This is a genomic window from Streptomyces sp. NPDC018031, from assembly GCF_044327625.1.
Taxonomy (GTDB): Bacteria; Actinomycetota; Actinomycetes; order Streptomycetales; family Streptomycetaceae; genus Streptomyces.
In genome coordinates this window covers 434,286-447,532 of the sequence record NZ_JBIRFT010000005.1, presented here as the reverse complement: position 1 = coordinate 447,532, position 13,247 = coordinate 434,286, and the positions used below count along the sequence as shown (strand labels likewise).

General features: G+C 73.3%; 10 protein-coding genes. 9 read left to right on the top strand and 1 reads right to left on the bottom strand.

Annotated elements, in window-relative coordinates:
- Positions 1 to 70: 70 nt before the first annotated feature.
- Genes ACH4B3_RS16440 through ACH4B3_RS16425 form a run of 4 tightly spaced genes read left to right on the top strand, consistent with a single transcriptional unit; the run spans position 71 to position 8,083 of the window.
- Positions 71 to 3,679, top strand: a complete 3,609-nt coding sequence (locus ACH4B3_RS16440) for an amino acid adenylation domain-containing protein (RefSeq protein WP_398463523.1) — start codon at positions 71 to 73, stop codon at positions 3,677 to 3,679.
- Complete coding sequence (locus ACH4B3_RS16435; RefSeq protein WP_398463522.1) at positions 3,676 to 4,827, top strand: OzmP; 1,152 nt, start codon at positions 3,676 to 3,678, stop codon at positions 4,825 to 4,827. The genes ACH4B3_RS16440 and ACH4B3_RS16435 overlap by 4 nt, the downstream gene beginning before the upstream one ends.
- Positions 4,828 to 4,847: 20 nt before the next feature.
- Positions 4,848 to 7,415: a type I polyketide synthase gene (locus ACH4B3_RS16430; RefSeq protein WP_398463521.1), complete on the top strand. Its 2,568-nt coding sequence runs from the start codon at positions 4,848 to 4,850 to the stop codon at positions 7,413 to 7,415.
- Positions 7,409 to 8,083 (top strand): helix-turn-helix transcriptional regulator, encoded by a 675-nt coding sequence (locus ACH4B3_RS16425; RefSeq protein ID WP_398463520.1) that lies wholly within the window; start codon positions 7,409 to 7,411, stop codon positions 8,081 to 8,083. The genes ACH4B3_RS16430 and ACH4B3_RS16425 overlap by 7 nt, the downstream gene beginning before the upstream one ends.
- Before the next feature lie 299 nt (positions 8,084 to 8,382).
- On the opposite strand, the gene ACH4B3_RS16420 is transcribed toward ACH4B3_RS16425, so the two are convergent.
- The gene (locus ACH4B3_RS16420; protein WP_398463519.1) at positions 8,383 to 8,955 is read right to left on the bottom strand and encodes a helix-turn-helix domain-containing protein; all 573 of its coding nucleotides are present in this window, start codon (positions 8,953 to 8,955) and stop codon (positions 8,383 to 8,385) included.
- Between the two features lie 237 nt (positions 8,956 to 9,192).
- Here ACH4B3_RS16420 and ACH4B3_RS16415 point away from each other — a divergent pair, with 237 nt between their 5' ends.
- From ACH4B3_RS16415 to ACH4B3_RS16395, 5 genes are all read left to right on the top strand, one after another.
- Complete coding sequence (locus ACH4B3_RS16415) at positions 9,193 to 9,996, top strand: aldolase (RefSeq protein WP_398463518.1); 804 nt, start codon at positions 9,193 to 9,195, stop codon at positions 9,994 to 9,996.
- Positions 9,996 to 10,934, top strand: a complete 939-nt coding sequence (locus tag ACH4B3_RS16410) for a dihydrodipicolinate synthase family protein (protein ID WP_398463517.1) — start codon at positions 9,996 to 9,998, stop codon at positions 10,932 to 10,934. Before ACH4B3_RS16415 ends, ACH4B3_RS16410 begins: the two co-directional genes overlap by 1 nt.
- Positions 10,935 to 11,498: 564 nt before the next feature.
- The gene (locus ACH4B3_RS16405) at positions 11,499 to 11,906 is read left to right on the top strand and encodes an SHOCT domain-containing protein (RefSeq protein ID WP_398463516.1); all 408 of its coding nucleotides are present in this window, start codon (positions 11,499 to 11,501) and stop codon (positions 11,904 to 11,906) included.
- Positions 11,907 to 11,944: 38 nt separating this feature from the next.
- The gene (locus ACH4B3_RS16400; RefSeq protein ID WP_398463515.1) at positions 11,945 to 12,577 is read left to right on the top strand and encodes a GAP family protein; all 633 of its coding nucleotides are present in this window, start codon (positions 11,945 to 11,947) and stop codon (positions 12,575 to 12,577) included.
- A 74-nt stretch (positions 12,578 to 12,651) separates the two neighbouring features.
- Positions 12,652 to 13,065, top strand: coding sequence for a hypothetical protein (locus ACH4B3_RS16395; protein ID WP_398463514.1), 414 nt, complete (start codon positions 12,652 to 12,654; stop codon positions 13,063 to 13,065).
- The last annotated feature ends 182 nt before the right edge of the window (positions 13,066 to 13,247 follow it).

Sequence of the window (13,247 nt, the reverse complement as noted above, 5' to 3'; positions counted from 1 at the left end):
GCGCCGCACCCCGGAGGGAGCCGGGCCGTCCCGCCGTGAAGACCCGGGCCGCGATGTGCCGGGGACGGCGATGAGCGGCCTGCCGGCACCCCGGTCCTCGGTCGACCGCACCTTCAGCTGCTATCTGGTCGGCGGCAACTCCCTGGTGGTGACCTGCGCGGAGCTGCTGCTGAGCCATGGGCACCGGGTGCTGGGGCTGGTGTCGGCGGACACCGGCGTCCGTGACTGGGCGCGGCAACGGCGGCTGCCCACGCCGGACTTCGGCCCCGATCTGGCCGACCGGCTCGGTGAAGTGCCCTTCGACTACCTCTTCAGCGTCGCCAACCTCCGGATGCTGCCACCCGCGCTGCTGGACCTGCCGCGTGAGCTGCCGGTGAACTTCCACGACGGACCGCTGCCGCGGCACGCCGGCCTGAACGCCACGACCTGGGCCCTGCTGGAGCGGGAGACCACCCACGGCGTCACCTGGCACGTGATGACCGAGCGGGCCGACGAGGGCGACATCCTGGTCCGGCGGCCGGTCGCGGTGACCGAGGAGGACACCAGCCACACCCTGAACGTCAAGTGCTTCGAGGCCGGTTACGCGTCCTTCGCCGAACTGCTCGGCCGGCTGGAGAGCGGGGACGTCCGGCGTACCGCACAGGACCTGTCCGCCCGGACCTACCACGGCCGGTTCGACCGGCCGCCGGACGGCGGCTTCCTGTCCTGGGACCGGCCCTCGTCGGTGCTGCACGCCGCCGTCCGGGCCGCCGATCACGGGCCCTATCCCAACGGGTTCGGCACCGCGAAGATCGCCACCGCGGACGGCGCGGTGCTGGTGGGCGGGCTCAGCCCGCTGCCCGGGCCACCCGAAGGACCGCCCGGAACCGTCCTGCGGGCGGACGGCGACGGCCTGGTGGTGTCGGTGGCGGACGGGATCGTCCGGCTCACCGGGCTCACCGCCCCGGACGGCCGGCCGCTCACCGGTGACGGCCCCGCCCGGCACGGTATCCGGCCGGGCCACCGGCTCCCCGTCCCCGACCCGGAGCTGCTGGCCGCCGCGGCCGGCGCCCAGGCCAGGGCCCTGCGCCACGAGGGCCACTGGCTGCGCCGGCTCGCCGACCTGGTGCCGGCCGACCTGGCCGGACGGGACACCACCGCGCGCGGCGGGGGGCACACCACCCTCCGGATCCCGGTCCCCGCGGACACCGCGCGGGCGGCCGCCCGCGCCGGTCTGTCCCACGACCGCTGGCTGCTCGCCGCGCACCTCGCCTTCCTCACCCGGATCGGCGTGGACGAGGGCACCGACGTGCACCTGCGCGCCGATGCCGGCCGCGCCACCGGGTGTCCTTCCGTCGACGCGCTGTACGCGCCCTTCGTGCCGCTGCGGATCCCCGCGGTGGACGGGGCCGACCTGGCCGGGTTCGCGGCGCGGGTGGCCGGCGGCGCGGACGAGGCCGAGCGCCGCGGCGGCCACCCCCTCGACCTGTGGGCCCGCCACCCGCGGTTGCGCGGCCGGCGGCCCTCCGAGCCGGGTCTGCCGATCGCCGTCGAGGTGTGCGACGACCTCGACGCACCGGCCGCGCCGGCCGAGGGCACCGCGCTGCTCATCCGCGTCCCACGCCGGGCGGACGCCCGGGAGTGCCGGTGGGTGGTACGGGATGGCGGCCACGACCACCGCACCCTCGTCCTGCTGGCCGAGTACGCCGAAGCGTTCCTCGCCGAAGTGGCCGCGCCGCGCGGGTCCGTACAGGACCTGGCCCGGGTCCCGCTCGGATCCGAGGCGCACCGGCGCGCCGCCGAGCGGTGGAACGACACGTCCGCCCCCGGCCTGCCGCTCGACAGCTGTGTGCACCATCTGGTGGCCCGGCAGGCCCGGCGCCGGCCGGACGCGCCGGCGGTGACCTGCGGCGAACAGCGCCTGAGCTACGCGGAGCTGGACCGCCGCTCGTCCGCGCTGGCCGGGCAGCTGCGGGCGCGGGGGATCGGCGGCGGGCAGTTGGTCGGGGTGTTCCTGGAGCGCTCCGCCGAGCTGCCGGTGGCGCTGCTGGGCGTGATGAAGTCCGGGGCGGCGTACGTACCGCTCGACCCGATCTACCCGGCGGAGCGCATCGGGTACATGCTCCAGGACACCGCGCTGCCCCTGGTCGTCACCGAGTCGCGGCTGCTGCCGCGGCTGCCCGCCGGCGACCGGGAGACCCTGGTGCTGGACCGGTCCCGGGCCGGCATCGAGTCCGCCGACCCGGAGCCGGGCGAGCGGGTGAGCAGCGACCAGGACGCCTACGTCCTGTACACCTCGGGTTCCACCGGGCGTCCCAAGGGGGTCCGGATCGGTCACCGCGCGCTGACCAACCTGGTCTCCGCCGTGTGCGGGACCCCCGGGCTGAGCGAGGACGACACCCTGCTGGCGGTCACCACCGTCTGCTTCGACATCGCGGGGCTGGAGCTGTTCGCGCCGCTGGTCGCCGGGGGCCGGGTCGAGGTGGCGCCGGAGACCGCGGTCGGCGACGCCGCGGCCCTGCGCGGGCTGCTGGAGCGGGTCCGCCCCACCGTGATGCAGGCGACCCCGGCCACCTGGCGGATGCTGCTGGACGCCGGGTGGCCCGGGGTGGCGGGGTCGCCGATGCCGCGGGTGCTGTGCGGCGGCGAGGCGCTCACCGACGACCTCGCCGGGCAGCTGCTCTCGCACGGCGCGCGGCTGTGGAACCTCTACGGCCCGACCGAGACCACCATCTGGTCGTCGGTCAAGCGGGTGCGGGACGGCGAGCCGGTCACCCTCGGACGGCCGATCGCCAACACCGCGTTCCACGTGGTGGACCGCCGGCTGCGCCCGGTGCCGCCCGGGGTGCCGGGCGAGCTGCTGATCGGGGGCGCCGGCGTCGCCCGGGGCTACCTGAACCGCCCGGAGCTGACCGCGGAGCGCTTCCTGCCGGATGTGTACGGCGGTTCCGGCGGCACCGTCTACCGCACCGGTGACCTGGTCCGGCTGCGGCCGGACGGCGAACTGGACTGCCTCGGCCGCCTGGACGACCAGGTCAAGCTGCACGGCTACCGGATCGAGCCGGGCGAGGTCGAACAGGCCCTGGGCCGGCACCCGGGTGTCGCCGAGGCGGTGGTGGTGGTGCGTGAGGACCGGCCCGGCGACCGGCGGCTGGTGGCCTATGTCGTGCCGCACACCACCCCCCGGCCGCGGCCGGGCGAGCTCCGCGCCCATCTGCTCACCACTCTGCCGGACTACATGGTGCCCACCGCCTTCGTGGAGCTGGACGCCGTTCCGCTGACCGCCAACGGCAAGACCGACCGGCGGGCCCTGCCACGGCCGGCCGGCGCCGCGGGGTCCGGTACCGAGCCGGCCGATCAGCTGGAGCGGACCATCGCCGGCATCTGGCGCGAGGTGCTGGCGCTGGACGCGGTGGGTACCGACGACAACTTCTTCGAGGCCGGGGGCAACTCGCTGCTGCTGATGCGGGTGATGGCCCGGATCAACGCCGACGTGGGCGGTTCGCTGACCCGGGTGGAGATGTTCATGTACCCCACCGTCCGGTCGCTGACCCGGCATGTGCGGGCCCGGCGCTCGGGCCACCCCGGACAGCGCCCGGTGGTGCCGGAGCCCCGCGGGTCCCGGCCCTCCCGCACCGGTCTCGGCGATCTGCGCCGCAGACGGCAGCAGCACCGCACGGCCGATGAGACATCCCGATGACCCGGAAGAGGACCACCATGCGCGTGTGCCAGGTATGCGCCCTGAAAGAACAGCACCCGGGGATCAGCCTCGACGACGAAGGCGTGTGCAGCCTGTGCCGGCTCGGCGTCGTCGGCGATCTGATGGAGAACTTCAGCTACACCGAGCAGATCCACGAGGAGTTCACCCGCAGCGGGCCCAACCCCCGCGGTGAGTACGACTGCCTGTTCATGTACAGCGGCGGCAAGGACAGCACCTACATGCTGGACAAGTTCGTCAACGAGTACGGGAAGCGGGTCCTCGCCTACACCTTCGACGTACCGTTCGAGAGCGCGCACGCGGCCGACAACATCGCACTGGCCCGGGAGAAGATCCCGGCCACCTTCGTCCTGGACTCGGACGACGACAACATCAAACTGGTGATGCGGGAGGTGTTCGAGCGGCCGGTCGCCAAACCCGGCAAGTATCTGGACGAGAAGCTCCCCTGCGTCTCCTGCCGCACGTTCTTCGTGATCCGCGCGATCCTCTACGCGTTCCGGCACCGCATCCCCTACATCGCGCTGTGCGCCGATCCGCAGCAGATCCTCACCATGGAGTCCGACACCAGGGAGGTGGTCCGCGGCTTCTACCAGACCTTCGGCGCCCGGCTGACCGACACGGTGTTCCGGAACGAGGCCGAGCAGGTGCTCTTCGCCGACGAGGAGGATCTGCCCAAGATCGTCTTTCCGTTCATCGCGATGCGCTACTCCTACGACCCCGACCGCATCGTGGCCGATCTCAAGGCCAAGGGGCTGTACAACTCCTCGCCGCTGGAGACCCACTGCACCCTGTTCCCCCTGCTGAACTACTACTCGTTCAAGCACTGGGACTGCATGTTCTACAAGCTCAACGCCGCCAGCCACCGGCGCTCGGTCCGGCGCAACAAGAACTACGACCGTTCCACCTTCAGCATCACCTTCCCCCGGGCGGCGGACCTGCCGGCGATCGAGGAACGGATGAAGCAGGTGGTCCTGGACATTGCCGCGGAGCGCGGCGACCGGGCCGGCCACCAGAGCGAACTCATCGACATCTTCCGGGAACTCGGCGCCACCGAGGAGGCGGCCCGGTTCGTGACCGAGGGCTTCCTCGGCATGCGGACCGTGGCCGCCGATCTGGGCATCACCCTTTAGGACGAGAGGCACAGGCAGACATGGAGCAGGCACCGACAATCCGGGAAACCGACGTCGCCATCATCGGGATGGCGTGCCGTTTCCCGGGTGCCGCCACCCCCGACAGCTTCTGGAACAACCTCCGGGACGGCCGCGAGAGCCTCGTCTTCTTCAGCGACGACGAGCTGCTGGCGGGCGGCGTCGACCCCGCCGAGCTGAACCGCCCGGGTTATGTGAAGGCCGGTCACGTACTTGCCGACCTGGAGATGTTCGACGCCGCCCACTTCGGCGTACCGGACGACGAGGCGGAGATCCTCGACCCCCAGCACCGGCACTTCCTGGAATGCGCGCTGGCCGCCCTGGAGGACTCGGGGTACGAACCCCTGAACCACCCCGATGAGATCGGCGTCTTCGCCGGCGCGGGCATGAACACCTACCTGCTCACCCAGCTGGCCGAGCGCTTCCGGAACGAGTCGTCGGTGGGCCACTACCGCCTCATGCTCGCCAACGACAAGGACTTCCTCGCCACCCGGGTGTCCTACAAGCTGAACCTGCGGGGGCCGAGCCTCAGCGTCAACACCGCCTGTTCCACCGGGCTGGTCGCCGTCCACCAGGCCTGTCTGAGCCTGCTCGCGGGCGAGTGCGGCACCGCGCTGGCCGGGGCCGTCCACCTCCGGGTGCCGCAGGACCAGGGCTACCTCCACCAGGACGGGATGATCTTCTCGCCGGACGGCCACTGCCGGGCGTTCGACGCGGACGCCGGCGGCACGGTGATCTCCAGCGGGGTCGGCGTCGTGGTGCTCAAGCGGCTGGTCGACGCGGTGGCGGACGGCGACACCGTGCACGCCGTCATCAAGGGGACGGCGGTGAACAACGACGGTTCCCACAAGACCGGCTACACGGCCCCGAGTGTCGAACGCCAGGCCGACGTCATCCGCGACGCCCAGCGGGTCGCCGACTGCCCCGCGGAGACCATCGGCTACGTGGAGGCGCACGGCACCGGTACCCCGCTCGGCGACCCGATCGAGGTGGCGGCGCTGACCCGGGCGTTCGAGGGGGTGCCGCCCGGCCAGGTGCTGCTCGGGTCGGTGAAGACCAACATCGGCCACCTGGACACCGCCGCCGGCCTGGCCGGTCTGATCAAGACCACGCTGATGCTCCGTCACCGCACCGTCGCCCCCAGCCTGCACTTCCGGAAGCCCAATCCGGACATCGACCTGACCAACGGCCCGTTCCGGATCGCCACCGAGACCGCGGCCTGGACCGCGGGCCCCGGGCCCCGGCGTGCCGGGGTCAGCTCGTTCGGGGTGGGCGGCACCAACGCCCATGTGGTCCTGGAGGAGCCGCCGGCCCCGGCCCCCGCCGCGTCCGCGTCCGGCGGGCCCGAACTGCTCGTGCTCTCCGCGCGCACGCCCCAGGCGCTCACCCGCGCGACCGGCGATCTCGCTCGCCATCTCAAGCGCCACCCGGAGCTGGACCTCGGCGCGGTCGCCCACACCCTGGCGGTGGGCCGCCGGACCTTCGTGCACCGGCGGGCCGTGGTCGGTGACGACCTCTCGGACGCGGCGCTGGCCCTGGCGATCGGCGACCCGGCCCGGGTGCTGCAGACACCCGGCGAGGGCCCCGGCCGGGTGGCGTTCGTGTTCACCGCAGCCGCCGGGCCCGCGCCGGACGCGCCGTCGCTGTACCGCGGCCTCACCCCGTTCCGGGAGGCGGCGGACGCCTGCGCCGCCGAGCTGCCGGAGGCGAGTTGGGACGCGCCGGGCCTGCTGACCGGTGCCGGCGGTGACGACCTCGCGGCGTTCGTCACCTGCTACGCGGTGGCCCGGACGTGCCAGGCGGCCGGGGTGCGGCCCGCCGCGCTGGGCGGGGCGGGCGTCGGCCGGGTGGTCGCCGGATGCCTGGCGGGCGTCTTCGGGCTCAAGCAGGCACTCGCCCTGGTGGCCGGTGGCGGCTCCCCCGGCGCCCCGGCGACCTGGGACCTCCCGGTGTCCCTGGGTGCGAGCGGCCACTGGCTCACCCCCGAGGAGGCCGCCTCCCGGGCCACCTGGACCGCCTCCGGCCCCGACGCCGGGCCCGCGGTGGCGAACCTGCCGGACGGCGAGGGCCTGGTGCCGCTGGAACTGGCCCCGGCCCCGGAGGCATCGGCCCGGCGGACGCTGCTGGAGGCGCTCGGCCGTGCCTGGACCCATGCGGCGGCGGACGTCGACTGGTCGGTGTGGTACGAGACGGAGCACCGCCGCGTCCCGCTGCCCACCTACCCGTACGAGCGGAAGCGGCACTGGGTGGAGCGGGAGCGGGCGCTCGCCGGCCAGGCCGGGGACGGGCCGGCGACGGACGGCCTGCGCCACCGCTTCGAGGCGGCCGATCCGGCGGCCCGCCGGGCCCTGGTGGAGGACTATCTGCAGCGCCAGGTGGCCGCCATGCTGGAGGGCGGTGCGGACGGCCTGCCCGACCTGGACGCCGACCTGTTCCTGCTGGGAATGGACTCGCTGATGCTCATCGACGTCATCGCCCGCCTCGGCGACGAGCTGGGGCGCCATGTCCCCGCCACACTCGACAGCGAGCACCCCACCATCAAGGAGCTCGCCGACGGGGTGACATGGTGACCCGGACGGCCTGCCCGACCGTTGCCGCCCCCGGCGGACCGGCCCCCCGCTCGGTGCGCGAACCGGACGACGACATGGGCATCGCGGGCCTGGACTCCCGGCTGGTCGTCCGGCAGGCGAACGAGCTCTTCTCCCGGCGGGTCGGCGGCCGGCCGGGGGAGATGCCCGGCCGGCGCTTCCCGGACCTGGTCCGCCCGGAGGCCCGGCCGCGGCTGGTACGGCGGCTGTTCCGGCTGGTCAACGGCACCGATCACCGGTTCACCACCGCGATAGCCCCGGCGCTGCCGGACGGCAGGCGCTCGGACCTGACGCTCACCGCCTTCGCGATACGGGGCGGCCCGCCGGACTCCACCGCCATCCTGGTCGCCCTGAGCCGGTCGCACGCCCCGGTCCGCACGGAGCAGCCGCAGCCGGCCGCCGCCCCCGGTCACGACTACCTCGACCAGGTCGACGCCCGCATCCTGGAAGGGATCGCGGCCGGCCAGTCCACGCTGAACCTGGCGGCCCGGCTCCACTTCAGCCGGCAGAACATCGACTACCGGGTGACCGGTCTGCTGCGCCGGTTCCAGGTGCCCAACCGGACCGCGCTGGTCTCCCGTGCCTTCTCCACCGGGCTCCTCGACACGGGTACCTGGCCGCCCAAGGTCGTGGCGGACGTCGTCCGGTAGCCGGCGTCGCCGGACCGGGAGTCGTCGGCCGGCCGGCAGGACCGCGGGTCCTGCCGGCCGGCCGAATCGCACCGGTTCCCGGGAGGGGACAGCCGGTCGACCGGTGCCGGGGCGGTCCGGGCGGTTGAGACGCGCAACCTGCCGCAGCCCCTTTTGTCCACTGTGGCACACAGTCACGTCCCAGGTGCGTCATCACCGCCCGGCGATCCCCCGACGTGGCACCGATGGCCGACGCGGGCCGGCCGGCCGTGGCGGCGTAACGGCCGGCTGCCCCCGCGGCCCGCCCGCGGCCCGGGAGGTCAGGGCAGATGCGGGTGCGGGGTGTCGGGTCCGGTCCGGTCGTCGCAGACCAGCAGCAGGACCGCAGCTCGTTCGGGGCCCACCGAGCGGACCTTGTGCGGCACGGTCGCCTTGAAGTAGGCGGAGTCACCCACCGCGAGTTCGATGGACCGGGACGGGAAGAGGAGTTCGGCCCGGCCCGCGTGTACGAAGAGGAACTCCTCCCCCGGGTGGTCCCGGAACGGGACCGGCCCGGCGTCCTGCGGCGGGTACAGCATGAACGGCGTCATCCGCTTGGTGCCGGCCCGCAGGGCGATGCCTTCGTAGCGGGAGCCGGGCTCCTCGTCGGGCGTGAGCGGTCGCCGCTCCCCTGCCCGGGTCACCGTGACGTCGGTGAGCCGTTCCGAGGCGGTGAACAGGGTGTCCAGCGGGACGTCCAGGGCCCGGGCCAGCGCGGCGCTGACGGCGATGGACGGCGTGCTCTGGCCGCGTTCGACCTTGGAGAGATAGCTCTTGGTCACTCCGGCGCGGTCCGCGAGGGCCTCCAGGGTCATCAGGCGTTCCTTGCGCAACTGCCGCACCCGATTGATCACCGCGTCGTCCCTTCGCACCGCCGCCCGCGGGCCGGGAGCGACCAGGCCGAAATCCTAGTACGCCCGCCTCCCGCCCCTGCCCCGGGACGACGGGACGACCGTCCGGGGCCGCCGACCCCTTCCCGCAGGAAACCTTGTGTCATATAGTGATCGCGGTTTCCTGACGGAAACGTACCCGCCGCGGGAGACCGGCCGATGGGTTCTTCGGACGTACCGGAGCCCGGAAGTGGAGCAGACATGGCAACGACACTGCGAGAGACGAAGGACGTGCTCGTCGGCCGCGCCGAGCGGCAGATGCGCCGGAACTTCGCGGACTCCAAACTGACCGTCCGGCAGAAGCTGGCCCTCACCTGCCGCATCCTCTTCGACGGCGGGCACGACTCGGGACTCGCCGGGCAGATCACCGCCCGCGGCGACGAACCGGGGACCTACTGGACCCAGCGGCTCGGCCTCGGCTTCGACGAGATCACCGAGGACAACCTGCTGCTGGTGGACGAGGACCTGGTGGTCCGGGAGGGGCAGGGCATGCCCAACCCCGCGAACCGCTTCCACTCCTGGATCTACCGGGCGCGCCCGGACGTGCACTGCATCATCCACACGCACGCCCTGCACACGGCCGCACTCGCCATGCTGGAGGTGCCCCTGGAGATCTCCCAGATGGACACCACCCCGCTGTACGACGACTGCGCCTTCCTCAAGGACTGGCCCGGCGTGCCGGTGGGCAACGAAGAGGGTGAGATCATCTCCGCGGCCCTCGGCGACAAGCGGGCGATCCTGCTCGCCCACCACGGCCAGCTGGTGACCGGCCGCACCGTGGAAGAGGCCTGCAACCTGGCCGTTCTGATCGAACGGGCCGCCCGGCTCCAGCTCCTCGCCATGGCCGCCGGCACCATCCGGCCGCTGCCGCCGGCCCTCGCCCGGGAGGCGCACGACTGGACCTCCACCGACCGTCGCAACCAGGCGAACTTCGCGTACTACGCGCGCCGCGCGCTGCGCAACCACCCCGACTGCGTCACCGTGCCCGAAGGGACCGTGCTGTGATGTCCACTCCTCCGCTGGCAGGGATCATCTCCTACCCCGTCACCCCGTTCGCACCGGCCACCGGCGGGGTCGACCTGGTGGCGCTGCGCCGGCTGGTCGGCGATCTGGTGGCGGCCGGCAGCCACGCCGTGGCGCCGCTCGGTAGCACCGGCGAGAGCGCCTACCTCCGGGAGACCGAGTGGGACGCCGTCTGCGAGACCACCCTGCAGACCGTCGCCGGACGGGTGCCCACGCTCGTCGGCGTCTCCCACTGGAGCACCGAGACCACCGTGCGGCGGGCCCGGGTGGCGGCCCGTCACGGCGCCACCGCGATCATGGTCCTGGCGCAGACGTACTGGAAGCTGACCGAGGCCGAACTCGAGCGCCACTTCGCGACCGTGGCCGCCGCCACCGACCTGCCGGTGATGCTCTACAACAACCCCGGCACCAGCGGCATCGACCTGCTGCCGGAGACCGTCGTGGCACTCGCCCGGAAGATCCCGAACCTGACCATGGTGAAGGAGAGCTCCGGGGACGTCACGCGCTTCCGTGCCCTCCGGGAGCTGTCCGAGGGCACGCTGTCGGTCTACAACGGGAGCAACCCCGTCGCGCTGGAGGCGTTCCGGGCGGGCGCGGCCGGGTGGTGCACCGCGGCCCCCTGCCTGCTGCCCCGCTGGCCGCTCGCGCTGTACGCCGCCGTGCGGGAGGGGACGGCGGAACGGGCCGACGCGCTCCTGGCGGCGCAGCTGCCGTTCCTGAGGTTCATCGTCGGCCACGGCCTGCCGCGCGCGGTCAAGGCGGGGCTGGAGCTGCTGGGCCGGCCGGCCGGACCGCCGCGCCCGCCGCTGCTGCCGCTGCCGGCCGAGGAGACGGCGCGGCTCGGGGAGCTGCTGGACGGGCTCGGGTCGCACCCGCTGCTGGACCCTCCGGAGACCGGGGCGGCGGCCCTGGCGGGCTGAGCCCCGGCCACCGCACCGCGGCCGCACCGGCGCGTGCCCGGCGGGGCGGTGCGGGCTCCCCGCCCGGGGAACCGCCGGCCCGGCACGCGCCCGGCCCGGCGGCGCCCGCCGCGCCGGCGGGACGCTCCGGCCTCCGGCCCGCGCTCCCGGCCGGCGGCGGACCCGCCGCAGGCCGCAGCCGGCCGGCGGCGGGCCTTCCCGGCGGCCGGCGAGCGGCCGGTGGCGGGCCTGCCGGCGGCCGGTGGCCCGTCTCCCGGCGGGCCTTCCGGTGGCCGGTGGCGGGTCTTCCGGCCGCGAGGGACGATGACGTTAAGAGGCTCCGCTCTCCCGACAGGACAGGGGGCCGCGACGTGGACCGCGAACCGCACCGAAGATCCCGCACCGCCGGCCGCCCGGCCCACCGGTCCGGGGATTCTCCCCTCTTCGCGGCCGGGTCCCCGTCCAGCACAGGCCCTCCCGTCGCATCGAGAGCACATCGAGACCGGTTGAGCCGGCCGGTTCCGGATACTCGGCAACCCTGCCGGGCCGGGCCGGACGCCCACCGGGGACCGACGGGAGGAAGACATGGAATACGTGGACCTGGCGTACGACTACCCGGTGCTGGGCGCCTTCTGGACGATCATGTGGATCTTCCTGTGGGTCATGTGGTTCATGCTGCTGTTCCGGGTCATCGCCGACGTCATCCGTGACCACGACCTGAGTGGCTGGGCGAAGGCGGGCTGGCTGCTGTTCGTCATCGTGGTGCCGTTCCTGGGCGTCCTGGTGTACGTGATCGCGCGCGGCCAGGGCATGGGCCGGCGTGAGTTCCGTGCGGCGCAGAAACAGCAGGAAGCGGTCGAGGCGTACATCCGGGAGACCGCGGCCGGCGGGGCCGACCCCGCCGAACAACTGGCCAGGCTGTCGGACCTGAAGACCCGGGGCGACATCACCGAGGAGGAGTTCCAGCGCGCCAAGGAAAGGATCCTGCGGTGAGCCGGGCCGGGACACCCGGCTGAGCACGGCGGGGCACCATGGACGGCCTGAACATCCTTCCGCTGGCGGTCACCATGATGGTGGGGCCGCAGATCATGTCGGCCGTCATCTTCGTGACCGCACCGCACGCGGTGCGCGTGTCCCTGGGGTTCCTGGCCGGCGTCGCGTGCGCGACGCTCGCCGGTGTGGCGGTGATGTTCGGCATCGCCACCCTGCTGGGCTCCGCCGTCGACACCGGCGACCCCTCGGACAACGGCTCGGTCGGCCACATCATCCAGTACGTCCTGGTGGCGCTGCTCGTGATCGCCGCGCTGAAGAACTGGTTCGGCCGGGCGACGGCCGAACCGCCGAAATGGCTCGCCACGCTGATGACGGCGAGCCCGAGGAAGGCGTTCACGGTCGGCCTGCTGGTCATCTCGCTGATGCCCTCGGACCTGATGGTCATGCTGACCGTCGGCGTGAACCTGGAGCAGAGCGGCGCCGGCTACGCGGCGGCCCTCCCGTTCGTCGGGCTGACGGTCCTGGTGGCCGCGCTGCCCCTGTTCCTGCTGCTGCTCCTGGGCTCCCGTGCCGACACCGTGATGCCCCGGGTCCGCGACTGGATGAACACGCACAGCTGGCTGGTGAACATCATCGCCTGCCTGATCTTCGTCGTCCTCATCCTGGTGTGACGCACCGCGGGACGGCGGAAAGGGGGTCCGCACCGGACTCGGGGACCCACCCACCTCACCCCAGAGGAAGAACCATGACACAGACGACTCAACACCGTTCCGGCGAGAGCGGAGGCATAGCCGGCGGGCTGGTGACCTTCGCCGCCGTCCTGCTGATCATCTCCGGCGTCCTGGGCGTCTTCCGCGGCATCATGGCGATCGCCGAGGACGACGTCTTCGTCAGCACCCCGGACTACGTCTTCGAGTTCGACCTGACCGGTTGGGGATGGGTGCACCTCATCTGCGGTGCGGTCGCCATCCTCGTGGGCATGGGGCTGTTCAAGGTCAGCCTCTGGGCCCGGGTCGCCGGGGTGCTGATCTCGGCGCTGCTCCTCATCGCGAACTTCCTCTCGCTCCCCTACTACCCCCTCTGGTCGATCGTCCTGATCGCCATGTACGGCTTCATCATCTGGGCGCTGTGCGTCGTCAGAAGGGACCCCTACTACTGACCGCGGTCCGCAGCCGCTGACCGCGAGCGCCGGGGCCTCCCGGCCGTGCCGTGCGCCGGCCGGGCGGTCCCGGCGCGGCGTGGTGCGCGGCGCCGGTGTGCGGCGGGGCGCGGACCGGGCGGGGCGGGTCCGCCGGGCGTGCCCTCACTCGTTTCCCCCGCACCGCGTGCCGGAGGCGGAGC